At 60.7% G+C, this 22479-nt stretch carries 19 protein-coding genes and 3 pseudogenes; 7 read left to right on the top strand and 15 right to left on the bottom strand.

Annotation, left to right across the window (positions count from 1 at the left end):
• Positions 1-109: 109 nt before the first annotated feature.
• From mraY to rsmH, 6 genes are read right to left on the bottom strand one after another with little or no spacing between them, the layout of a single operon-like run.
• Positions 110-1216: a phospho-N-acetylmuramoyl-pentapeptide-transferase gene (gene mraY, locus NHAM_RS06510; protein ID WP_011509793.1), complete on the bottom strand. Its 1107-nt coding sequence runs from the start codon at positions 1214-1216 to the stop codon at positions 110-112.
• Positions 1217-1227: 11 nt separating this feature from the next.
• Positions 1228-2664: a UDP-N-acetylmuramoylalanyl-D-glutamyl-2,6-diaminopimelate--D-alanyl-D-alanine ligase gene (locus tag NHAM_RS06505; RefSeq protein WP_011509792.1), complete on the bottom strand. Its 1437-nt coding sequence runs from the start codon at positions 2662-2664 to the stop codon at positions 1228-1230.
• Complete coding sequence (locus NHAM_RS06500) at positions 2661-4118, bottom strand: UDP-N-acetylmuramoyl-L-alanyl-D-glutamate--2,6-diaminopimelate ligase (protein ID WP_011509791.1); 1458 nt, start codon at positions 4116-4118, stop codon at positions 2661-2663. Before NHAM_RS06500 ends, NHAM_RS06505 begins: the two co-directional genes overlap by 4 nt.
• Before the next feature lie 36 nt (positions 4119-4154).
• Positions 4155-5912 carry a peptidoglycan D,D-transpeptidase FtsI family protein gene (locus NHAM_RS06495; RefSeq protein WP_011509790.1) on the bottom strand — a complete coding sequence of 586 codons (1758 nt, stop codon included), beginning with the start codon at positions 5910-5912 and terminating at the stop codon, positions 4155-4157.
• Complete coding sequence (ftsL, locus tag NHAM_RS06490; protein ID WP_011509789.1) at positions 5909-6289, bottom strand: cell division protein FtsL; 381 nt, start codon at positions 6287-6289, stop codon at positions 5909-5911. Before ftsL ends, NHAM_RS06495 begins: the two co-directional genes overlap by 4 nt.
• A 3-nt stretch (positions 6290-6292) precedes the next feature.
• On the bottom strand, positions 6293-7291 hold the full coding sequence (rsmH, locus tag NHAM_RS06485) for a 16S rRNA (cytosine(1402)-N(4))-methyltransferase RsmH (RefSeq protein WP_041358836.1): 999 nt from the start codon (positions 7289-7291) through the stop codon (positions 6293-6295).
• Between the two features lie 540 nt (positions 7292-7831).
• On the opposite strand from rsmH, the gene NHAM_RS06480 reads away from it, so the two are divergent.
• The gene (locus NHAM_RS06480; protein ID WP_011509787.1) at positions 7832-8701 is read left to right on the top strand and encodes an N-acetylmuramoyl-L-alanine amidase; all 870 of its coding nucleotides are present in this window, start codon (positions 7832-7834) and stop codon (positions 8699-8701) included.
• 377 nt (positions 8702-9078) lie between these two features.
• Here NHAM_RS06480 and NHAM_RS06475 read toward each other — a convergent pair whose 3' ends face one another.
• A complete protein-coding gene (locus NHAM_RS06475) occupies positions 9079-9780 on the bottom strand; it encodes a hypothetical protein (RefSeq protein WP_011509786.1) in 702 nt (233 codons plus the stop codon).
• 461 nt (positions 9781-10241) lie between these two features.
• Between NHAM_RS06475 and NHAM_RS06470 the strand changes: the two genes are divergently transcribed.
• From NHAM_RS06470 to NHAM_RS29250, 4 genes and pseudogenes are all read left to right on the top strand, one after another.
• Positions 10242-10487, top strand: coding sequence for a CsbD family protein (locus tag NHAM_RS06470; protein WP_011509785.1), 246 nt, complete (start codon positions 10242-10244; stop codon positions 10485-10487).
• A 452-nt stretch (positions 10488-10939) separates the two neighbouring features.
• On the top strand, positions 10940-11194 hold the full coding sequence (locus NHAM_RS06465) for a hypothetical protein (protein ID WP_157043551.1): 255 nt from the start codon (positions 10940-10942) through the stop codon (positions 11192-11194).
• 39 nt (positions 11195-11233) lie between these two features.
• Positions 11234-12325 (top strand): annotated as a pseudogene (locus NHAM_RS06460) (IS5-like element ISNha8 family transposase).
• 320 nt (positions 12326-12645) lie between these two features.
• Positions 12646-12993, top strand: coding sequence for a DUF4268 domain-containing protein (locus NHAM_RS29250; protein WP_430707703.1), 348 nt, complete (start codon positions 12646-12648; stop codon positions 12991-12993).
• On the opposite strand, the pseudogene NHAM_RS24720 reads toward NHAM_RS29250, so the two are convergent.
• The 5 genes and pseudogenes from NHAM_RS24720 to NHAM_RS26525 all read right to left on the bottom strand — a co-directional run.
• Positions 12932-13678: pseudogene (locus NHAM_RS24720) on the bottom strand (transposase); the annotation flags it as partial. The gene NHAM_RS29250 and the pseudogene NHAM_RS24720 overlap by 62 nt on opposite strands.
• Before the next feature lie 347 nt (positions 13679-14025).
• Positions 14026-14181: pseudogene (locus tag NHAM_RS26530) on the bottom strand (IS3 family transposase); the annotation flags it as partial.
• Positions 14182-14684: 503 nt separating this feature from the next.
• On the bottom strand, positions 14685-14837 hold the full coding sequence (locus NHAM_RS24715; protein ID WP_011509779.1) for an aa3-type cytochrome c oxidase subunit IV: 153 nt from the start codon (positions 14835-14837) through the stop codon (positions 14685-14687).
• Between the two features lie 769 nt (positions 14838-15606).
• The gene (locus NHAM_RS06430; protein WP_347336452.1) at positions 15607-16254 is read right to left on the bottom strand and encodes a Crp/Fnr family transcriptional regulator; all 648 of its coding nucleotides are present in this window, start codon (positions 16252-16254) and stop codon (positions 15607-15609) included.
• 499 nt (positions 16255-16753) lie between these two features.
• Positions 16754-17080, bottom strand: a complete 327-nt coding sequence (locus NHAM_RS26525; protein WP_157043550.1) for a hypothetical protein — start codon at positions 17078-17080, stop codon at positions 16754-16756.
• Positions 17081-17458: 378 nt separating this feature from the next.
• Here NHAM_RS26525 and NHAM_RS06420 point away from each other — a divergent pair, with 378 nt between their 5' ends.
• Together NHAM_RS06420 and NHAM_RS06415 are read left to right on the top strand one after the other, a co-directional pair.
• Positions 17459-18235 carry an MBL fold metallo-hydrolase gene (locus NHAM_RS06420; protein ID WP_011509776.1) on the top strand — a complete coding sequence of 259 codons (777 nt, stop codon included), beginning with the start codon at positions 17459-17461 and terminating at the stop codon, positions 18233-18235.
• 258 nt (positions 18236-18493) lie between these two features.
• Positions 18494-19564, top strand: a complete 1071-nt coding sequence (locus tag NHAM_RS06415) for a polysaccharide deacetylase family protein (RefSeq protein ID WP_011509775.1) — start codon at positions 18494-18496, stop codon at positions 19562-19564.
• 43 nt (positions 19565-19607) lie between these two features.
• Here NHAM_RS06415 and NHAM_RS06410 read toward each other — a convergent pair whose 3' ends face one another.
• The 3 genes from NHAM_RS06410 to NHAM_RS06395 all read right to left on the bottom strand — a co-directional run bounded on the left by NHAM_RS06410 (position 19608) and on the right by NHAM_RS06395 (position 22088).
• Positions 19608-19877 (bottom strand): hypothetical protein, encoded by a 270-nt coding sequence (locus NHAM_RS06410; protein WP_011509774.1) that lies wholly within the window; start codon positions 19875-19877, stop codon positions 19608-19610.
• Positions 19878-20122: 245 nt separating this feature from the next.
• Entirely contained in the window at positions 20123-20401 is a 279-nt protein-coding gene (locus NHAM_RS06400) for a DUF1330 domain-containing protein (protein ID WP_049769307.1), read from the bottom strand.
• Positions 20402-20657: 256 nt separating this feature from the next.
• Positions 20658-22088, bottom strand: coding sequence for a DUF1254 domain-containing protein (locus tag NHAM_RS06395; RefSeq protein WP_011509773.1), 1431 nt, complete (start codon positions 22086-22088; stop codon positions 20658-20660).
• Between the last annotated feature and the right edge of the window lie 391 nt (positions 22089-22479).

Genomic DNA, 22479 nt, shown 5'->3' with positions numbered 1-22479 from the left:
TTGTCATTCCGCGGCACGCGAAGCGTGAACCCGGAATTTCGAGATTCCGGATAGCTGCTGCGCAGCTTCCGGAATGACGAGCATGCCAACATGTCCGCCGCCGCGCCCATCACCGCAGCTTCAGCGTCGAGAGGCCGGCCAGCGCCAGCATTACCGAGATGATCCAGAACCGGATCACGATCTGCGGCTCGGTCCAGCCGAGCTGTTCGAAGTGGTGGTGGATCGGCGCCATCTTGAAGATGCGCTTTCCCGTGAGCTTGAACGACGCCACCTGCACGATCACCGACACCGCTTCCAGCACGAACAACCCGCCGATGACGGCCAGCACGATCTCGTGCTTCACCGCGACCGCGATCGAACCGAGCATGCCGCCGAGCGCTAGCGAACCAGTGTCTCCCATGAAGATCGAGGCCGGCGGCGCGTTGAACCAGAGGAAGCCGAGGCCCGCCCCGAGCACCGCGCCGCAGAGCACCGCCAACTCACCGGTGCCGGCGATGTAGTTGATCTGGAGGTAGTCGGCGAACACGGCGTTGCCGGCGAGATAGGCGATCATGCCGAAACTCGCGGCGGCGATCATGACAGGTACGATGGCGAGGCCGTCGAGACCGTCGGTGAGGTTCACCGCGTTGCCGGCGCCGACGATGATGAAGGCGCCGAAGGCAAGGAAGAACCAGCCGAGATCCACCACCACGTCCTTGAAGAACGGGATCACCAGCGCGGTCGAAAACGGCTCGCGGCCCAAGCGGATCAGCGCATAGCACGCCGCCAGCGCGATCAGGAGTTCGAGCAGGAGGCGGGTCCGCCCGGCGAACCCGGCATGGGTCTGCTTCGTCACCTTCAGATAGTCGTCATAGAATCCGATAAAACCGAAACCGAGCGTCACCGCGAGCACGATCCAGACATACGGATTGAGCGGGTTGGCCCACAGCACGGTCGAGACGACAAGCCCCGACAGGATCATCAGGCCGCCCATGGTCGGCGTGCCCTTCTTGCTGACGAGGTGCGACTGCGGCCCGTCGGCGCGGATCGGCTGTCCCTTGCCCTGGCGCAGGCGAAGATTGTCGATGATCCAGGGGCCGAACAGGAACACGAACAACGCGCCCGTCACCATCGCGCCGCCGGTACGGAAGGTGATGTAGCGGAAGACGTTCAGCATCGGCTTGAAAATACTGAGCCCCGGAACCGTGTTGGAAAGATCGATCAGCCAGTAAAACATGTCTTGAAACCCTAGACCGCGGCTTCGTCATGCACGGCGTTGCCGGGAAATCGCTTTTCAAGCGCCGTCACGATCACTTTCATCCGCGAGCCGAGCGAGCCCTTGACCATGATGACGTCGCCGGCGCGGATCGCCGCCACCACCTGCGATTCGAGCGCGACCGATCCCTCTGCATAGCCGCCCCGCTTGCCGGAGGAAAGCGCATCCCACAGGTTGCGCATCAGCGGGCCGCAGCAAAATACCATGTCGATGGCGTTGGCATTGATGGCCTCGGTCAGGCCGCGGTGCAGGTCGGCGCCGCTGGAGCCGAGTTCCAGCATGTCGCCCAGCACGGCGATGCGGCGGCTCTGCGTGCCGACCCCGGCCTGGCCGAGCACGGTCAATGCCGCAGCCATCGACGCCGGATTGGCGTTGTAGCTCTCGTCGATCAGCGTCGCCTCGCCGTTCGGCACCATCAGAACATGGCGCACACCACGTCCCGCGGCCGGCTGCGCCTGCGACAGCGCAAGACCCGCAAGCGCGAGATCGGCGCCGGCCAGCGACGCCGCCGCCAGCACCGCCAGCGAATTCATCGCCATGTGACGGCCGGGCATGGCGAGCTTGTAGGTCAGCTCATGGCCGAGAATCCGGGCGTGTACGGCGGAGCACGCCGGATGCAGCGCAACGTCAAGCAGGCGGGCGTCGGCCTTCTCGTCTGCGCCGAACGAGACGATCTTCGCGATCCCGAGTTTCTTCGCACGCCGCTGCAACCGTGCGAACTGTGCATTGTCGCGATTGAGCACGACCGCGCCTTTCGGCTCGACGCCTTCGAAAATTTCCGCCTTGGCGTCGGCGATCGCCTCGATGCCGGAGAAGAATTCCAGATGCACCGGCTCGACCGTGGTGATGATCGCGATATGCGGCCGCACCATTTTCACCAGCGGCGAGATCTCGCCGGCGTGATTCATCCCGATCTCGAAGATCGCGAAGCGCGCGTCCTCCGGGCAGCGCGCCAGCGTCAGCGGCACGCCCCAGTGGTTGTTGAACGAAGCCACCGAGGCGTGGGTCTTGCCCTGCGCGCCGAGGACGCTCCGCAGCGCCTCCTTGGTCGAGGTCTTGCCGACCGAGCCTGTCACCGCGATCACCTGCGCGGCGAGGCGCGCGCGCGACGCCCGCGCCAGATCGCACAAGGCGGCGAGCACATCGTCAACGATCAGCAAGGGCGCATCGGCGGCGAACTTGTCGCGCTGCGCGGCCTCAATCACCGCCAGCGCCGCGCCAGCCTTCAAGGCAGCATCGACGAAAGCGTGGCCGTCGTGAACGTCACCCTTGATCGCGAAATAGACATCGCCGGGCACAATGGTGCGACTGTCGATGGAAATGCCGGTGATGGCCGCGGGCAACGCGCCGCGCCTCTCGGCGCGCATCGCCGCAGCCATCACGTCCAAGGTCCAGAGTGGTTCGCTCATGTCGCCCTCGAAGTCAGCGCTGCGATGGCGGCGTCATGATCGCTGAACGGCAGCACGCGATCGCCGACGATCTGCCCGGTCTCGTGGCCCTTGCCGGCGATCAGCAATGCGTCGCCCGGTTGCAAGCCGACAATCGCAGTTCGGATCGCCTCGGCGCGATCGCCGATCTCGCGCGCGCCTGTGGCGGCGGCGAGGATCGCTGCACGAATGGCGGCGGGATTTTCGCTGCGCGGGTTGTCGTCGGTGACGATGACCACGTCCGCGTTGGCGGCGGCGACCTCGCCCATCAGCGGACGTTTCCCCGCGTCGCGATCGCCGCCGGCACCGAACACCACTACGAGTTTGCGGCTAGCGTAAGGTCGCAACGCCTGCAACGCCTTCGCTAGCGCGTCCGGCTTGTGGGCGTAATCGACAAAAACCGGCGCGCCGTTGCGCTCGCCGACCAGCTCAAGCCGTCCTTTCGCGCCTTCGAGATGCTCGAGTGCCGCGAACACCTGATCCGCGTCGCCGCCGGTGCCGATGACGAGCCCCGCCGACACCAGCGCGTTCTCGATCTGGAATTCGCCGACCAGGGGCAGACGAATGATACGCTCGCGTCCGGCGTGTTCGAGAGTCACCCGTTGCGCAAAGCCCTCGATGACCGCATCGGCCAGACGAATGCCGCTATGCGTGCCGTCGCCGCGGCGGCCGACACGCATTATCCGGACGTTACGCGCGCTCGCCGCCTCGATCACCGTGCCCGAACAGTCGTGATCGGCGGAAATCACCGCGACGCCGTCCGGCTCGACCAGATCGCGGAACAGCCGCAGTTTTGTATCGAGATAGTGCGCGACGGTCGGGTGATAATCCATGTGGTCGCGCGACAGGTTGGTGAAGCCGGCGGCGCGCACACGCACGCCGTCGAGTCGATATTGATCGAGTCCGTGCGAAGACGCTTCCAGCGCCAGATGCGTGACGCCCTCGCCCACAAGCTGATCGAGTTCGCGATGCAATGAGATCGGATCGGGCGTCGTCACCGAGCCGTACACCGCACGCGACGGCGCAACCACGCCGATGGTGCCGATGCTGGCGGACGGGTGCCCGAGCCGCTGCCAGATCTGCCGTGTGAAGGCTGCGACCGAAGTCTTGCCGCTGGTGCCGGTGACAGCGGCGATGGTCGCGGGCTGCCGCGGATAGAATTTCGCCGCCGCCAGCGCCAGCGCCCGGCGCGGATTCGATGTGGCGACGGACGGAACACAGGCACCCGCCGGCGCGTGGTCACCGACGACCGCAACCGCGCCGGCCGCGATCGCGGCATCGATGAACCGCGCGCCGTCGGTCTTTGTGCCGGCAAGCGCGAAGAAAAGATCGCCCGGCTTCACCTCGCGGCTGTCCACGGCGAGGCCGGTGACGGCAAGCTCGCCTGTCCGCGCGTCCATGGCGGCATCGTCGCCGAAAAGCTCGCGAAGTTTCATGGTCTCCTGGTCCCGGCCGCATGGCCGAACCTGCGTCTACTGCGTCGTTCTGGATGCCGCAAGAATGAGGCGCTCGGACGGCGGCAAATCGAACCGCGGCTGCACGCCGAGAAGCGGCGCAATGCGCGCGATCACCTTGCCGCCGGTCGGCACCGCGTTCCAGCCGGATGTAATAAAGCCATGGGTTTCCTTGAGCGGCTGCGGCTCGTCCAGCATGACCAGAAGCTGGTATTGGGGATTGTCCGCCGGCAGAATCGCGGTGAAGGCGTTGAGCACGCGCTTCTTGGCGTAGCGGCCGTTGATCACCTTTTCGGCGGTGCCGGTCTTGCCGCCGACATAGTAGCCCTTGACGTCGGCCTTCCTCGCGGTTCCGACCTCCGCGTTGAGCCGTAACAGGAAGCGCATCTTGTCGCTGGTTTCCTTTTTGATGACGCGCTTGGCGAGTTTCATCGCGTCCGCCTCCGATCGCTTCAGGAAGGTCGGCGGAATCAGCCAGCCGCCGTTGACCAGCGCATCGATGCCCATCACCGCCTGCAACGGCGCCACTGCGATGCCGTGGCCGTAGGCGATGGTAACGGTGTTCAGCTCACCCCACTTGCGCGGCAGGATCGGCGCGGCGCTTTCCGGCAGTTCGGTGCGCAGGCGATCCATCTGGCCCAGCTTGCGCAGGAACGCCTTGTGCGCCTCGACGCCTTGCGCAAGCGCGATCCGCGCCGCGCCGATATTGGATGAATAGGTGAACACCTCTTTCATGTTGATGAAGCGGCCGAGCCGATGGTCGTCATGGATCGTGAAACGGCCGTAGTGCAGCGGCGCACGCGCATCCCACATCGAATTCAGATCGTACTTGCCGGAATCGAGTGCCATCGCCAGCGTGAAAGCCTTGAAGGTCGACCCCATTTCGTACACGCCCGTGGTCAAACGGTTGATGCGATCAGGATCATGCGCCTCCTTCGGGTTGTTCGGATCGAAGTCCGGCAGAGAGACCATCGCCACGATCTCGCCGGTCCGCACGTTGGAGACGAGGCCCGAGGCGGCCTTGGCGTGATAGTGCTCCTTGGCCTTGACCAGTTCGTCGCGCAGCGCGTGCTCGACGCGCAGGTCGACCGACAGCTCCACGGGCTTTTGCAGGCGGTCGGTGGCGAAGCCGGCGCGATGCAGATCGGCGAGCCCGTTGCTGTCGAGCCACTTCTCCATGCCGGCGATGCCCTGGTTGTCGATGTTGACCAGGCCGATCAGATGCGCCACCTCGCGGCCGCTTGGATAGACGCGCTTGTTCTCGCGCAGAAAGCCGATACCAGGAATGCCGAGATTATGGATTTCCTTCTGCTGCGACGGGGTGATCTCGCGCTTCAGCCAGACGAAGCCCTTGCGGGTACCGAGTCGCTGGCGGACCTCGGCGGTCTCGAGGTCGGGGAGCGTCGCCGTCAGCAACTCGACTGCTTCGTCCCTGTCGATGATGCGGCGCGGCTCGCCGAACAGGCTTGGCGCCTTGACGTCGGTGGCAAGAACCTGGCCGTTACGATCGACGATATCGGGCCGCGCGGTGGCGATCGCATCCTGCGACGCGGTGCGGTGTCCTCCCCGGTCGTCCGGGAACGCTGCAAACATGACGAGGCGTGCCGCGATCACCGCATAGATCAGGCCGAATACGATGATGACGAGGCCGACGCGCACCCGCGCCTTGGCGGCGCGATCGACATTGCGCCCGTAGAGCAGGTTGCGGATCATGCGCTGGCTCCACGCCACGGACGGCGCGTGACTGCCGCGATCGGGCATGTTCTGGCCGGTCATCGCGGGTCCTCCGACGACGGCAGCGAGCCGGTGACGACATCGGGATCGACGATCTCGATCATGGCGCCGATCGGATCCGAGGTGCCGGGCGGCACCAGGCTCGGCGGCCGTTCCGGCAGGTTCTTCAGCGAGTCGAACTGCGTGGCTTCGATCGGCTTCAGTTTCAGATGCCGCTCGGCCAGAATCTGCAGACGCCTCGGCGCATCGAGCCTGGCCCATTCCGCACGCAGCACCGCGATCGCCTCGCGCTGCTCACGCACCTGCGCATGGAGCCGCAACACGCGCTCGGTGCGGGCCGTCGAATCCATCTTGATGCGATAGACATACGATGCCGCATAGACCAGCGCGCAGACCACGAGGAAATGGATGATCCGCATCGATCAACCTCCCCGCATCACGTTTGCGAGCGAGGGCCAGCCCGGAGACTCGCCATCGTCAGCGGTTGCGGGCGCAGCGGTCCGCTCGGCGGCGCGCAGCTTGGCGGAGCGCGCCCGCGGGTTGGCGCTCACTTCTTCCTGTCCGGCCGTCACCGGACGCCTGGTCAGGATGGCAAAGCTCGGCGCGGCCCGTTCGATTTCCGGCCGGTGGCGCGAGCCGCCGCCCGTCTTGCCGCGCAGGGCGAAGAAATTCTTGACGATTCGGTCTTCCAGCGAATGAAAGGACACCACCGCAAGCCGGCCGCCTGGCCTGAGCACGCGTTCCGCCGCCGCCAGCGCCGCGATCAGTTCGTCGAGCTCCTCGTTGACGAAAATCCGCAGCGCCTGGAACGTCCGCGTCGCCGGATGAATCTCGTGCGGCTTGGCGCGCACCACCTTTGATACGATATCGGCCAGCGCCCGCGTGGTCGCGACCGGCGCGTCCCGCCGTGCCGCGACGATGGCGCGGGCCACGGCGCGCGAGCGGCGCTCCTCGCCGAAGATATAGATGATATTGGCGAGATCGGTCTCGGAGGCGCGCGCCACCACGTCGGCGGCGGTCGGCCCGTGCCCGCTCATGCGCATGTCGAGCGGCCCATCGAGACGAAACGAGAAGCCGCGATCGGCCTCGTCGAGCTGCATCGAGGACACGCCGACATCCATGACGATGCCGTCCACGACGTCGGCACCCTCCGCCGCGCAGACCGCGGCGAGATTGGAGAAGCGGTCCTCGACCAGCGTCAGCCTGCCGCCCGACTCCTCTACCAGGGCAAAGCCGCCGGCAATGGCGCTACGGTCGCGGTCGATCCCGATCACGCGGGTATCCGCAACGGCGAGAATGGCGCGGGAATAGCCTCCGGCCCCGAAGGTCGCATCGACGTAGACGCCGCCGGCACGCGGCGCGAGCATGGCGACGGCCTCGCGGCCGAGCACGGGCACATGCCGAACCGGGGAAGCCGTCATGATCCGGCCCCCGTCCGCAGATGCCTCGCTCTCGACACGCGCGCGCCCATTCCACCCCAAATGCCAGAAAATCAACCGGCCCTTGCGGTCCTGAAGCCGGGTCCCCACGGCAAAGCCGCCCGGATCGGCGCCCAATCGCTCCCCCACAAGAGGATAAGCTGGCAAACCCGGGCTTCCGCATGGAATTTGAGGGGCTGCCATGGGGGTTTCGAGCGCAAATGGGACCTCGGCCGCCCCAAGACCGGTTCGGCTTTTCACCACTTAGTAACGGCGTTCAGCGTTAAGAAAGGGTTGATGGTTCTGGCGGGAATCGAACTGTCGCGCACCGCGACGCGCCGCGGATGATGCAGCGCTCCCACAATGAACAGGAAAGACGAAACAGTTAACAGATAAAGGCGAAAAGGTGTCACGCTCTCATTGCATGCTGGGTCGCGCGTCCGGATAGTCATCCTGTGAGTCGCCGATAAATGAGTCGCCGATAAATCGGGATGCGCTTTGGCTGGATCCCGTGCCGTTCTCCTGCCTGTTTTGGGTCGTTGCATGTTCGCGTCTGCCAGTTCCGATTTGAAGCGTCGATGCCCCCTCCCGATCCCCAAGGCCCTCGCTGGAATGTCGACCTTCGTCCCGGACTCATCGGTCGTCTCCGACACCGTGCCTTCCTTGAACTTCGGCGACCGCGCCAAAGGACGGCAGCCGGACATGATCGTGCTGCACTACACCGGGATGCCCGACGTCGAGGGCGCGCTGGCGCGGCTGTGCACCTCCGGAACCGACGTGTCCGCACATTATGTCGTGCTCGAGGACGGTCGCATTGTGCAGTGCGTCCAGGAGGCGAAGCGAGCCTGGCACGCCGGCGTCGCCTCATGGGCCGGCGAGGAAGACATCAACTCCTGTTCGATCGGGATCGAGATCGTCAATCGCGGCCACGACTGGGGCTATCCGGATTTTCCGCTACGGCAGGTCGCGGCTGTCATCGCGCTGTGCCGCGGTATCATTCTTCGACGCGATATCCCGGCTCATCGCGTTGTCGGCCATTCCGACGTCGCTCCTGCGCGCAAGAAAGATCCCGGCGAAAAATTTCCGTGGCATTCGCTGGCAGATTCCGGCGTCGGCCACTGGGTCCGACCTTCGCCGATCGTGCGCGGCGACGTGCTGAAGACCGGCAGCGAGGGCGACGATGTCCGTGCGCTACAGCAATCGCTGGCGCGATACGGCTACGGCATCAAGGCCAGCGGGACATTCGACACTCCGACCATGGAAGTTGTCACGGCCTTTCAGCGTCACTTCCGGCCCGAACGCGTCGACGGGGTCGCCGATCAATCGACCTTGAACACGCTGCGAACCCTGCACGAAAGCCTGCCGGACCCCGACCGCCGTCGCGGCATCACGCGAGACCAGCTAAGGGCTTGACGGCAGCCAGCGCGAAAGTCGAAAACGCTTTTGAGGGCGGGTTTGAACCTGCGGGTTAAGCTCTTAAGCGTTGATACTTTTCCGCCAGGGACTGCGGTTGCAGCACGGTTCGTCTGCACCCAAAGCCTCTCGTATCACAGCGATGGAAAAGCTCATGAAACCAGCGTATGCTCCCGTGCGTTGTCGGTGGCACACGCTGGGTGACAACCGGCCGCGACGGGGATGATGGACGTAGCCTCTTTTGCCGGTTTCAGGCTGCGGCACCAACGCATTGGCACGCGTTTTGTCTAACCCGTTCCCGGCGTGTGCAGCCTTTACGGCAGCGCCTTTACGGGCATCGACCTTCCTGGGAAGGGCAGCGGCGATCAATTGGCCCCTCACGCCGGCAGGTCCGCAACGAATTCGGGCACTTCAAGACCGGAATCGGCAAAGAACGACATGATCGCGGCCTTCGACCAATATTGCGCGATCAGCAATCTGGCGAAGCGCTCCTTTTCTCGCGAAAACATCGCTGTGAGTGCATCGATACTGTCAGGCTTCCTTCCAAGTAGCTCGGCATTCCACGGATGCTCGTTGAAAAAGTCATGTTCGAGGACCATTCGTTCGGATACATCGTCGCCCTCCTCCGCCTCGGCGCGCCGTGCGAGCACGGCTTCCGACACCTCTGTGATCAGGGTGAAAAGCCGTGCCTGGTCTATTAGAAAATCCTGGGTCGGAAAAACATTCTCAACCAGAAGGCCCGGAACAAAGTCTCGCGCCAGGGCGGTCGCAAGTTGCATCCACGCATCCTCTGGCGATCGCGCGGTGATCTTGTAAAAGTCGAATAGCTCCATCCACCGGGCACGCAATTCCTCGACCTGTGAGGCGTACCATTGCGACCAGATCGGATGGTCAACCGAGCCATCGGCTTTTCTGGCAGCGTCAATGCGCGCCAGCAATCCCAGGTCAACCCGCATGGGACTGCTCAACCGTTCGGGAAAATCAGGCGCGCTGTATTCCTGAAGGTCGTGAGTGAACGCGCTTGCGTCGGGATCCGGAAAGGACGTTTTGTATTTTCCGCTTCCAGTTTTCTGCACCATGCAATGACTCCTATAGCGTTTTCGAGCGAAGCGTGTCCTCGGGCTTGACCAGAGGATGGGTAACGGTTCGCGTCAAGAAAGCGCGTCAAAACAAAAAGCTGGAGCGCGGCTTTGAGTCCATCAAAGCCGGAATAGCTCTGGGACATGAACCCATAAATTTGCCGGGGTCGGCTACGTCCCGCTTTCCTGTGCACCGCGGACTCACGCAACCTTCTCTGCCAGCCCCGGGGGAATGTCACCCCTCATCGTACAAATGCCGGAGCACAGGCTCTGGCGAGCGCGTGTCGTGCCCATAATTTGGCGCCCCAGCAATCACCGGTTCCGCAGACGAGGCGTCTTTACCGCGGAACTGTCGTTTTCTCACGGGTGCGACCATTTGTCATGGCGGCAAAACCAGAACAAAGCCCGATCATCGGCCTTGTTAGTCTCCGTCGCTCGAAACGATTGAAGGAGGGTTAGCAATGGACTGGAACCGAATTGAAGAAAATTGGGATCAAGTCAAGTACAAGGTGAGAGATCAGTGGGGTAAGTTCACTTTCGATGACCTCTGGGAGATCTCTGGTAAGCGTGAGCAACTCGAAAAGAAGCTGCAGCAGCGCTACGGGTATGGGAACGACTACGCAAAAAAAGAAGTCGACCAGTGGTATACGAAGGCTCAGACTTGGCCTGACAAGTCAAACGAACCGCCTCGCTGGGCGGGGTATTAGAAGCATTTTCCGGCTAAGTGGAATCCGGTTAGCGTGAAGGAAATGCTCTCAATCAATAACTTGCGCGCATTCTGATCGCAAAACCGGCGTTCACTTTTGCAGGATACGCGCAAGTCTGCGGTTTGGCCGCTTCGTGAATTCGATCTCGCCGCCGGGGAATGTCAGCTGGCCAACAAAGTGGCCGGTGCGCACACCTCCGGCGGCGATGGAAAGTAAGCCGGTCTGGCTCAAGATGCCTGATAAGCTCACAGCGCCAGCGGTTGCGAAGGCTACCGCACGCTCTTCGCGATACGAGATTGCGGATTTGGGGCAGCTGGGACTCAGACTGGTTGTTCAGCCGCCCGGCGCAAAAAGTTGGGGTCACAGATACGAACGTTCTGATGGCACACGCGTGAAGATCACGCTTTGGTCCGGCAGCGGGTCCGGGGACTCTCTCCTTAAAGAAAGCTCGTGTGGCGGCAAACGACGCAATGCGCCTCCGCTTCGATGGCACAGACCCCGCAGACCGAAAGCGCGCCGTCCGTAAGGCGGAGTTGGCGCGGATCGAGGCGGAGGAACGCGAAGGCCGGCGGCGGGATGAGTTGGTCGGGTTGGTGCTTGACCGCTATTACCGCGACAAGGTCAACGCGATGAAGTCCGCCCCGGAACAACAGCGGCGATGGTCGCTTAGCAGGCTGTTGAAAAAGCCAGTCGTGGCCGAGCTGTAAGCATGATTCATTGGCTCCGATGCGATTTGGAGATGATGAGTGCGCGGTGGTGACAGTCTGACTGGCGAGTTGTTCAGCTACGTTGATCTGGAGGCGCGGGTTCGACGCGATCACCCGCTTCGCGCCATCCGGGTCATGGTGAACGAAGCGCTTGTCGCTTTCGAGCGGGAGTTCGCGGCGCTGTATTCGCCGATCGGGCGGCCGTCGATCCCACCCGAGAAGTTGCTCAGGGCGATGCTCTTGCAGGCGTTCTACTCGATCCGCTCGGAGCGGTTGCTTATGGAGCGGCTGGAATACGACCTTCTGTTCCGCTGGTTCGTGGGCATCGGCGTCGACGATCCGGCCTGGGACCATTCGGTGTTCTCGAAGAACCGCGACCGGCTGCTTGAGGTTGACATCGCGGCAAAGTTCCTGAGTGCGGTGCTGGCCCAGCCCAAGGTGAAGAAGCTGCTGTCGAGCGATCACTTCTCGGTCGACGGCACGCTGATCGAGGCCTGGGCTTCGATGAAGAGCGTCAAACCGAAGGACGGCTCTGGCGAGCCGCCGGCCGGCGGCGCCGGGCGCAATGCCGAAGCCGACTTCCACGGCCAGACGCGGACTAACGACACGCCTGCCTCAACCACCGATCCGGACGCAAGGCTCTACAAGAAGGGCAAGGGCAAGGAGGCGAAGCTGTGCTTCATGGGTCATGGGCTGATGGAGAACCGCCACGGCCTGTTGGTCGACGCCTGCCTGACGCTGGCCGACGGACATGCCGAGCGGGTGGCGGCGTTGCACATGATCGAACCTCGCGCCGACCGGCCCCTGGCCATCACACTTGGCGCTGATAAGGCCTATGGCACGGAGGGCTTCGTCAACGAGCTGCGCGCGATGAAGGTGACGCCGCACGTGGCGCAGAACACGAGCGGCCGGAGCTCGGCGATCGACGGACGCACAATGCGGCACAGCGGCTATGCCGTCAGCCAGCGTATCCGCAAGCGCATTGAGGAAGCCTTCGGCTGGATCAAGACGGTCGCCAGCCAGGACAAGACCCGCTTCCGCGGCCGCGACCGCGTCGGATAGGCCTTCACCTTCGCAGCCGCCGCTTACAATCTGGTGCGACTGCCGAAGCGCATGGCGGTGCCAGCATGACCCGCCGTCCCACGGCCACGCCAAACTGCTCGACGGCGGCTCGATCCAGATCACTTTCGCCTATCACAACGGCGATCAAGCCATCCCGAAAGCCAGACCGGACACTTCTTCAACAGCCTGCTAGGTAAAGTGCTCACCTATTTGAGACTGCCGTTTGGATCGCCGAGAAACGAGTTGAGCACGTAAACGCAATTGCATGGCTGAACCAGTCATCTTCTGCTGATTTTTATTTGGTCAAGATCGAAGCGTTCAAGATCGGGAACTCCGACGTTGCTCCGCTGCTGACGTTGATTGTTGGTCCAAGTCCTGAAACAAAAATAGTGGCGGAAGAAAAAGAAAAATCTCACGCTCGATTCGTTGAACGCCTAAAGTTTTGGGAAGGTCTGTTGGAGTTCGCCAGCAAGAAAACCCAACTGCACGCGGGCCGCTCTCCTACAAAGGATAACTTGATCGGTGGACCGACCGACATCACCGGCATCAATTTGAACTACGTAGTGCTCGAACACGAAGCGAGGGTAGAGATTTGGATCGGTCGCGGCAGTGGGCGGGCGGCCGAAAATGAGGATATTTTCAAACGACTCTTCGATCAACGACAAGCGATCGAACATGCGCCTTCAGCAGCCGATAGACCGAAGCCTCGGAGACGAAGTACTTTCTCTCATCGGTGAAGCGAACCGCCAACGCCCGCGGCGACCGCTCGGAAATCTCCAGCGCCAGGTCGAGGATCTGACGGCGCACATCGTCGGGGATGCGATTCCAGACCCGGTCCGGCCTCGACCGATGATCGGCCAACGCCTCAATGCCGCCCGCGCGGTAGCGATCGTACCAGCGATAAAACGTGGCCCGGGGGACACCAGGCTTGTCCAGCGTGCGCTTGGCCGGTAGATGCGATTGCTCGACCAGCTCGATGATCTCGGCTTTCTCGGACGCAGGGTACCTCATGCCTCGTCCTCCCCATCTCTCACCCGGCAGGGGAATGCGAAGCATTCACCGATAGGACCCGTTCAGACTTTTTTTGAGCAGGCGATTCTCCAGGGTGAGATCGGCCACGACCTCCTTGAGGGCGGTGGCCTCGCGACGAAGGTCCTTCACCTCGCCGGACGTGGCAGCACGGGCGGTGTCTCCCGCCAGACGGCGCTTGCCGGCTTCCAGGAACTCCTTCGACCAGCCGTAATACATCGAGGCGGCTATGCCCTCGCGGCGGCACAGCTCGGAGATGTTCTCCTCGCCGCGCAGCCCTTCCAACACGATACGGATCTTCTCTTCCGCCGAGTACTGCCGGCGTGTCTGACGCCGGATGTCCTTCAGCACTTGTTCTGCCGGCGCTTTGTCCGGCCCGGATTTCTGTTTCATCGGCGCTCCTTGCGGCTATGATGAACCAGAAATCCTCCCTCCGTGAAGTCCCTCAATTGGTCTCAGGGGCCCTGACGGCGAACAATGAGAAGTCGCGCCTCCGCCCCGCTCGTAGGCGCTGGTGAAATCTGGAGACAGGACAACGTGACTGATTATCGAGTGTACATCCTCAACGACAAAGGTCATATCCAGAGCGACACGCTTATAGTGAGCGCAGATGACGCTCAGGCAGTCGAATCTGCAAAGAAGATAGTCGGCGCCCGTAACGTGGAATTGTGGGACGGCGAGCGCTTGGTTGGACGCTTCAAAACGACGCCTAGCAGTTAGCCGCGCGGCGTTGATTAGCGCCGCGCCGCTATGTCGGAGATGTTCTCCTCGCCGCGCAGCCCTTCCAACACGATACGGATCTTCTCTTCCGCCGAGTACTGCCGGCGTGTCTGACGCCGGATGTCCTTCAGCACTTGTTCTGCCGGCGCTTTGTCCGGCCCGGATTTCTGTTTCATCGGCGCTCCTTGCGGCTATGATGAACCAGAAATCCTCCCTCCGTGAAGTCCCTCAATTGGTCTCAGGGGCCCTGACGGCGAACAATGAGAAGTCGCGCCTCCGCCCCGCTCGTAGGCGCTGGTGAAATCTGGAGACAGGACAACGTGACTGATTATCGAGTGTACATCCTCAACGACAAAGGTCATATCCAGAGCGACACGCTTATAGTGAGCGCAGATGACGCTCAGGCAGTCGAATCTGCAAAGAAGATAGTCGGCGCCCGTAACGTGGAATTGTGGGACGGCGAGCGCTTGGTTGGACGCTTCAAAACGACGCCTAGCAGTTAGCCGCGCGGCGTTGATTAGCGCCGCGCCGCTATGTTCGCGACAATACCACCTGCGCGCACTTTTAGGCTGCAAAGAATGTTCTTTCGCGAGCTCCCGACAGAAAAAAGCCCGTCTCTGAGGTACCTCAGAGACGGGCTGAGTAGTGCAAACGAAAATTAGGAACGAAGGCCGGACAATCAGGTAAGGAAAATCGCCATCAAAGCGATAACGGTGACGGCGATCCCAGCACCGATCGTCCCGATTTTGATGAAGGACTTATACGTTGTCTCATGCGCTGGATAATCCATTCCTTCCGCGGTCGAGTATAACAATTCGCCATGATCAGACATGTCGCGTTTCCCAAGTACGGTTGATCTTGTATCTCTCACAACGACGACCGGTGAGACCGATATAGCTGCCCGCGATCGCCGCCAATTCATGCAGTTCTGCGAGCTTACCTTTGCGGGTGTTCGCGGTGGTAAGCTGTGGTCTGACGCTGACCATAAGCTATCGCTAGAGAGAATATGGTTATGACGCCGGTAACAAACGCGATCACAATGATTGATTCGGTTGGCATGCCGATCTCCCTTTTTGATTTCGACGGGCCAAGAATACATTCAACTCACACGCATGTTTTTCATCTAGCGCAAAGACGCCGTTATTCTCTCACACAGGATGCTCTGCGGCGTCAGGAATGGATATCTCTTCGCAACTATGCGCTGCGGTTTTGCTGACGCTGGGAGATCGACTTGGTGATGGAGTGAGCACAACGCCTTATTGATCTAGAACAAATTATACAAATAGAAGGTATGTTAAATGAGCGAACTGCCGGTGGAGACTCCGGCGACATCCGGACCCGCCGTGGGTCCGTTCCTCCTCTGACTCGGCCCGACGCTTCACGGCGTCGGGCCTTTCTTTTTGGCTGCAGCTCGCTTCGCCTTGAACCGTCCGGTTTTGTCGACCGCGGCTCACTGATCGGCGGCGACGCGGGCCATGAACTTGTCGATAGAAACTGATGCGGGCGATAAACCGGCCGTCGTTTCGACTATTGCTTCTTCACGAGGCCAAGGCCGGGTTATGGCGCGCCATGCAGGGCTCCCGGCGTGAGGACCGTTCCGCTTAGCCGGCGCATTGGCGAAGCGCCTCGAGATTCAGAATGTCGATGTGGCGGTGCGAGGAAATCTGAATCACTCCGACTCGCCGCAGCCGCGTGAGCTCGCGCGAAACGGTTCCAATCGTCAAGCCGAGAAAGTCGCCAATTTCGGTGCGCGTAAGCGGAAGATCGAAAGCCGTAGCGACGTTGCCCCCTGCAAATGGATCGATCTGCCGAACCATCATCATAAGAAAGCTCGCTACCTTTTCGTGTGCCGTCTTTCGTCCAAGCGCCAGCATCCACTCGCGACCCTGATCGACCTCACGCAAGGCTTGGTGCAGCAGTTTCGCTTCGAGGGCCGGATTTTCTTCGAGCATCTTCCGCAGCGCGTTCCTGGTTATGCTGCAGACCTCAACATCCGAACAGGCTTCGACCCGGACAGGGCTCTCATCTTGATGAAGTCGTCCGACGAAATCGGGCGCGAATTGAAGTCCGACGATTTGTTGGCGACCATCGGCTATAGTCTTGGTCAGCTTGAGCACGCCGCGCATGACATTGGCATAGGACCTGATCGGCCCCTGCTCCTGCAAGAGAACGTCGCCGGCGGATACCTTCGCGACACGCGTGAGTTTGGCGAAATCCACTAATTCGTTGGCGTTGAGCGCGCCGCACATACCCTTGTGCCGTACATCACAGCTCTGACAGAGCCTCGGCACATCGGAGTTATGGATATCCTTCCGGGGCGTGTTCATACTTCTCTAGCTTGAGGGTAATCGTCTGCAGAATTGAGACACCGTGACGAGCTGCCGGTTCTCCGGGACGGACCCTGCATCCCATAAACTTTCCTGTCTTTGCGATCGCGCAAAGGCGGGCCTGAATTATTGCGCTACCGCAACCTCATCTTACCCCGGTGGGGCGCGGGACGCGTTCCTCATTCGGACCAATGTAGGGGCAATGCACAGCGGCTAGTTCAGAGACGAGAAGGATCGAGAGTCCCTCGGCTTCTGTTTTCGATGTATAAGCCGATATGTCCCTCAGTCCGCGCTAGACGCTCGGCGCGCATGATCGCAGAGTTTTGCGCTCGTGCATTCAACTGCTTCGCGTGGCTCGGGCCCGTCTTCGCCAGCGCCAAACGGCAGCGCTACGTAATAGGTTACATCAGCCATGGTTGCGTCACCCGAATTGCGCGCCGACATAAAGCGCTAACAGTGCAGCAAGAACAGCGACCTGCTCATAATGCAGAGGGAGATGACAGCAATGGCCGTTCACCACGCCAGCCCCGGAGAAGTTTTTGACCTCGCGCCATTGGGCTCGAATCTGAAGGATGCGCGGACAACCGCCATCGTCAAATCGGAAGCCTTCGAAGTCGTACGCCTTGTCGTTCACGCCGGCGTAGATATCAAGACGCACCAAGTTGATGGCCCCATCACGCTGCATTGCCTGGAAGGCCGGGCATTGCTCGGCTTGCCTGAAATTACTCTTGAACTTTCCGGCGGCCAATGGGTGTATCTCGAAGGGGGCATCCCGCACTCGATTCGGGGAATCGAGGATGCCTCGCTGCTGCTCACGATCCTTTTCATTTCTGGGAGTTCGGGAGCATCCCCACGGAAGCACGCGTCAAGGTAATAGGGTGGTGTGAGGCTATGCCCCCCGGATATGCTCCGCAGCCGCGTGCGGATGCGGCCTTCTCGGTGGAGATAGAAGCGTAGCTAAACGATGTATGCAGCCGCACAGGCCCGTTACGGCTTGCTCAAATCGTCCGGCACTTCGCCAAACGACCGCAACACAACAGCTTCCCCAAATTCACCGCTGGCCCGGATCGCCTAACCTGCAACGCAATAGCGCTCCATGAGCGTCGAGATTCTTGGGAGAAGTGGTATGACCAACACCTCCATCGCACTCACCCTAATTGGCGGGCCAACCATCCTCATCGAGGTCAACGGCTTTCGTCTCCTGACCGACCCGACCTTTGATCCGCCTGGGCTCTATCAAACGGCCCCGGTGCATTTTGAAAAACTTACCGGACCTGCACGCTCAATCGAAGAAATCGGAATACTCGACGCGGTTTTGCTCAGTCACGATCAGCATCTGGACAACCTCGACCGTGCCGGGCGGGCAATGCTGCCCGATGTGCCTGTTACGTTGACGACAAAAGCCGGCAGCGAGCGTCTTGGCGGGAATGCGATTGGTTTAATGCCTTTCGAGGCTTACGAACTTGAGAAGCCGGACGGAAGGCGGCTTTCCATTGTCGCCGCTCCGGCGCGGCATGGTCCGATCGGCATCGAGCCGATTTCGGGTGATGTCATCGGCTTCCTGATCGGGCTGCACCAACCGGGCGACTGCTGCTACGTGACCGGGGACACAGTGTGGTTCGACGGAACGGCGGAGGTTGCCCGCCGATATACGCCGAAGGTCGTTGTGCCTTTCGCAGGCTCGGCCGAACCAAGAGGACGCTTCCATATGACCATGGACAGCAACGACGTCCTTTCGCTTGCGGCGGCTTTTCCGAACGCCGTCATCGCGCCGGCTCACAACGAGGGCTGGGTCCACTTCAAGGAAAGCGCCGAAGACCTCGAGCAAAGTTTCAGCACGCTCGGGGTTTCGAGGCGGCTGACTGCGCTTGTGCGCGGCGAACCCGTGCAGTTAGCAGTTTGACCATCGCGTCAATCTTCGAACATTCCCCTGCCCGCAGTTCGTACGCCATTCGTTCAGCACTACGTATCGCAGCGTTCTAGTCACCGACGCACATAATAGGCAGGTGTTGACCTAAGAAAGGTCGCCAAACGTTAGCGAGCACCACCAAAGCAAAAAAGTTCCGGCACCAGTTCTTACATACGCTCGATTAACTATTTCACTGGATGGTCGCGCGAGACATCTTAACTAAGCAATCCTGCTTTGTGCAGTGGAGTCGCCATGCGTCGGTTTTCGGTTCTTATGATCGCGGTTGGGGCTGTGACCGTGGCAAGCGTCAGTGTCATCGCGGTCACGGCAAAACATTTTCTCGGCTCAACCGCCGTCGAGATGGCCTCAACCGCGAAGCCGGAACTAACCACCGGCTCAATTGAAGCGCGTTGGCCCAAACCAGGCGTGGAACGCCAGCCTGCAGTCGCCGAAGCTGCACCGGAAGTCGCTGCGCCGAAAGTCGCTGTGTTGGATGCTGAGCCGGCGCCGGAGCCCGAAAAACGAGTGGTCGTGGCCAAGCCCACCTGCAACAACCCGAATGCATTAGGCGTGTCACGCACGGTGCAGATCGACACCACGGGTGGACCTGGCTTCGGCATGTCGCAATATCGCGATTACGATTTTCTGCAGCCTGGCGAAGTGGTTCTGACCTTCGATGACGGGCCCTGGCCAGTGACGACGCCGATGGTGCTGGCGGCGCTGAAAGCCGAGTGCCTGCAGGCCACCTTCTTCCCGATCGGCAAGCACGCTACCTGGCACCCCGAAGTGCTGAAACAGGTGATCGCGGCGGGCCACACGGTGGGCTCGCACACCTGGTCGCACCAAAATCTTGCCAGTAAACCGCCGCAAGAAGCCAAGGATGAAATCGAGAAGGGTATGAGCGCCGTGGCGATGATGGCTGGCACACCGATCTCGCCGTTCTTCCGCTACCCGCAATTGCGGCAAACCGCCGATCTCAAAGCTTACCTTGCCCAGCGCAATGTCGCGGCATTCTCGATCGATATCGATTCGGAAGACTTCAAGATTAAGAAACCCGACGTGCTGGTGAGGTCGACGATGGCCGCACTGAAAAAGAAGGGCAAGGGCATTATCTTAATGCACGATCTGCATAAGTGGACCGCCCTTGCTGTGCCCGAATTGCTGGCCCAGCTCAAGGCGAATGGCTACAAGGTTGTCCACGTCCGCGCCAAAGACACGCTCGCCACCCTACCGGAATACGACGCGATGGTTGCGGCTGCGATGCAGCCAGTCAAATCAAGCAACGCACGCGCGATCTCCGCAGTGGTGCAGACCGTCGACTGAAGGCGACGGCGGACATACGAGCGTAATTCCGCCATGCTGAGGCTTATTTGTACACGGGAATCTCCCCCTTGCTTGCCTTTTCCATGTCCGCGACCGCTTCGCGCCAATACGCCACAACAGCGCTCCAATCCACATCACTGCGAAGGTACGGGAAATCTTCGTCGTCAAACATCACATACTTATCGACGATTGAACGAACCTTGTCGCGGCTAATGGAGGTCCCGCCGCCATTTGAGTAGGCATGTAAATCATGAATCGCAGCGAGTATGTCGTCAGTCAGCAACGCGGCCGCGAAAACCATTTCAAAGTCCATCTTCTAAAGTCTCCATGGGCGGAATACCAGCGCGCTCCCTATCACGTCAGATCAAGACAGGCGAGCGCGTCAAACGCGACGGCCTGTGGCACGTCTACGAGTTCGCGGTGCAGCTAGACGCGATTCAGTTTTGGCACCGCTTCGACGGTGACTTCGCGGCGACGAGTTCATCTATCCTGATGGGCCGAAAGGCTTGCCGCAGATTCGAGCTGCCGTCCGACAAACAATCTGTCTCGACACCATGACTATCGGGCAATGCCTTCTACGGCAAAGATATGAAACTTCCCGTATTGCTCGCCAATTTTCCGCGCTTCAAGATAGGCAGGGGAAGTGTAAGCGGCCTTTGCCTTGTCTAAACTATCAAACATAGAGACCACAATTCGCGAGGCGGGTACCGCGCGAGCAATGGCAATCGTTTTTCCGCCAGACGCGAGCCTCTTTTGACCACTGTCAGCTAAGGCTTTAGTCGCTAGAGGCGCGTACTCTTTCGCGTATGCCTCGGCATTTGTAACTTTGAAAGCCAAGGATCAAGCGAAATGACAGCCAACCGTCTTCTGATCGCAGCGATTGTCACGCTCGTTTCGTCGCCTGCTCTCGCCGAAACGATTATCGGCCAAGCATCTCTCATCACATTCGCCTATCAGGCATAGACGCACCCGAATCTTCCCAACTCTGTCGTGGTGACGATAGCCTGCAATATCGCTGTGGTGCCAAGGCGGCGAACGCACTTGACGAGTATCTTGCGGGAAGGCCCGTAAGCTGCGAAGGCGTCGGCCGGAGTCACCGCCGGCCAACAGTGTCACTGTCCATCCGCTTGATGGCCGGCGGATTCCATACACCAGTCAACGCCTCCGACTTCGGCGCATAGAGACGCATGGTGAGATTGAACGGGCCTTTAGGTGCAGGCAGCCAGTTGGTTTCGTGATCGCTGCCGGGATTCTCGTTCTGGACGTAGAGCGTCAACGACCCGTCGGCGTCGCGCTTGAACGGCATCCAGCTACTAACCGCAAAGCGATTAGCCGGATTCGCAACCTGGAAGCCTTCATTGTCATATAGGGTGACAGACCAGAATGCGCCGACCGGCGGCAGCGCGTCTTTAGCGAAGCGGATGATGTACTTGTTTGCACCGTCGAGCGGTTTTCCGTTTTCATCGCCGATACTGACCGGGTAGATCGCATCTTCCGGCAGATTAGCACCAAGTCCAATCTGCGCTACGATCGCACGCTTCAAATAATAGGTCCCGTAAACGCCCATCGTGTCAGTATTCATGGACCAGTAGTTTGCTACGCGCGCCAATGTCGGGACCTTCCATGCCATCAGCTTGTGACCTTGTGCCGGCGCGTCTTCGATGGCTTTCCTTGCGGTTGCGTCAACTTTGGTAATGTCGAAGCTCCTGCCCTGTTCGAGGCCAATCCGCTTCATGCGCGCAATAATCGGCTCATCGGTGATGTGCGGCGGGTTGACTTTGAGTAGCTCGGCTGCATACGCAAAGAACTTATCGCCCGCCATCGTATCAACTTGCGTCTTCGGCGGAGTCTTGACATCGACGCTGGGGTCGATGGTTTGCGTGACGGCGACCGGGGGTTTGCCCCATCCTGATAGCGGCGTGATCCTGTAGCCCTTCTGTACTTCGTGGACTGAGGCATAGTCGGCGGGACCATCTGTCCTGGTGCGACCGATTATCCAGACATGGGGCGTCGGCGCATTGATGCGCGTAACGCCCTCCGGCACGCTCCCATTCCAGCCTGGAGGTGCAACCAGGAAATTGGCCGCCTCGGTGCCTGTCGTGCGCGATCCTGGCGACGCGAACACATCTGTCCACATGTCGAGCATCGGTAGCAGGTAGTAGCGGCCGCCGGTATCAGGAACCGAAACGATCATGGGCTCGCGCGTCAGGTCCAGCCAGGCGCTCGAGTACAGCGTGTCGAAGTTGGGTCGTACCACTGCCCTGGTGTCCGCAGTGGGGTAGGCCTGGATATTATTGAACGCGTTGGGAGCGCCGCCGATACCTGCGGTCTTCGGATCGGAATTGTTGAGCTGCTTGCGCGTCACGTCCATCGTCACGAGCGGATAGAAGTAGACATACGCCTCCACAGCGATAGCTTGTGCCTCGTTCGCGAAAATCGATTGGGCAGCGCTCGGAGCCAATGTCGAGACTATAAGGGTTAGACCCGACAATACCGCAGCAAGCGACGACAGATGCTTGTTCATGATGGCTCCTTATGGATATCCCCGAGAGGACGGCTGGAGCCAAACAAACAACGAAATACAGCCTTTTGGTTGATCTAGATCAAGGAACCCCGCCACGGGTCAAAATGCGAAGAACGGTTACGGCACAGTTCGCTCACCCGGTCGGAGATGATCAGGCCGTCACCTTGTCCAAGGAAAACCTGACGCGATTTAGAAGCGGCTGGGCGCGGGCATTTCTATGCTCACGGCTAGTGGTCCCCCTCGCACCACTGTTCTCGCAGGAATACATGCCTGCTTGCCGGCCTCGCGGTTGCCGACCGCTCAACCGGCATTGTCTTACTCCCCGTCCTGCTGTGGGAGATGTGGCTCGGTCGCGATCAGAAGCCATTTTTCCAGCAGCGGCGCTCTGTTC

The sequence above is a fragment of the Nitrobacter hamburgensis X14 genome (assembly GCF_000013885.1).
GTDB lineage: Bacteria > Pseudomonadota > Alphaproteobacteria > Rhizobiales > Xanthobacteraceae > Nitrobacter > Nitrobacter hamburgensis.
This window is presented reverse-complemented; position numbering and strand designations above follow the sequence as displayed.

What these genes read in the sequence shown, in the direction of transcription:
- ftsL (WP_011509789.1), bottom strand. Translation starts at nt 6,289, where the DNA reads ATGCGGATCATCCATTTCCTCGTGGTCTGCGCGCTGGTCTATGCGGCA.
- NHAM_RS06470 (WP_011509785.1), top strand. Translation starts at nt 10,242, where the DNA reads ATGGACTGGAACCGAATTGAAGAAAATTGGGATCAAGTCAAGTACAAG.
- NHAM_RS06420 (WP_011509776.1), top strand. Translation starts at nt 17,459, where the DNA reads ATGACCAACACCTCCATCGCACTCACCCTAATTGGCGGGCCAACCATC.
- rsmH (WP_041358836.1), bottom strand. Translation starts at nt 7,291, where the DNA reads ATGACGGCTTCCCCGGTTCGGCATGTGCCCGTGCTCGGCCGCGAGGCC.
- NHAM_RS06395 (WP_011509773.1), bottom strand. Translation starts at nt 22,088, where the DNA reads ATGAACAAGCATCTGTCGTCGCTTGCTGCGGTATTGTCGGGTCTAACC.
- NHAM_RS06475 (WP_011509786.1), bottom strand. Translation starts at nt 9,780, where the DNA reads ATGGTGCAGAAAACTGGAAGCGGAAAATACAAAACGTCCTTTCCGGAT.
- NHAM_RS06480 (WP_011509787.1), top strand. Translation starts at nt 7,832, where the DNA reads ATGTTCGCGTCTGCCAGTTCCGATTTGAAGCGTCGATGCCCCCTCCCG.
- NHAM_RS06500 (WP_011509791.1), bottom strand. Translation starts at nt 4,118, where the DNA reads ATGAAACTTCGCGAGCTTTTCGGCGACGATGCCGCCATGGACGCGCGG.
- NHAM_RS06415 (WP_011509775.1), top strand. Translation starts at nt 18,494, where the DNA reads ATGCGTCGGTTTTCGGTTCTTATGATCGCGGTTGGGGCTGTGACCGTG.
- NHAM_RS06505 (WP_011509792.1), bottom strand. Translation starts at nt 2,664, where the DNA reads ATGAGCGAACCACTCTGGACCTTGGACGTGATGGCTGCGGCGATGCGC.
- NHAM_RS06410 (WP_011509774.1), bottom strand. Translation starts at nt 19,877, where the DNA reads ATGGACTTTGAAATGGTTTTCGCGGCCGCGTTGCTGACTGACGACATA.
- mraY (WP_011509793.1), bottom strand. Translation starts at nt 1,216, where the DNA reads ATGTTTTACTGGCTGATCGATCTTTCCAACACGGTTCCGGGGCTCAGT.
- NHAM_RS06430 (WP_347336452.1), bottom strand. Translation starts at nt 16,254, where the DNA reads ATGTGCGGCGCGCTCAACGCCAACGAATTAGTGGATTTCGCCAAACTC.
- NHAM_RS24715 (WP_011509779.1), bottom strand. Translation starts at nt 14,837, where the DNA reads ATGTCTGATCATGGCGAATTGTTATACTCGACCGCGGAAGGAATGGAT.
- NHAM_RS06495 (WP_011509790.1), bottom strand. Translation starts at nt 5,912, where the DNA reads ATGACCGGCCAGAACATGCCCGATCGCGGCAGTCACGCGCCGTCCGTG.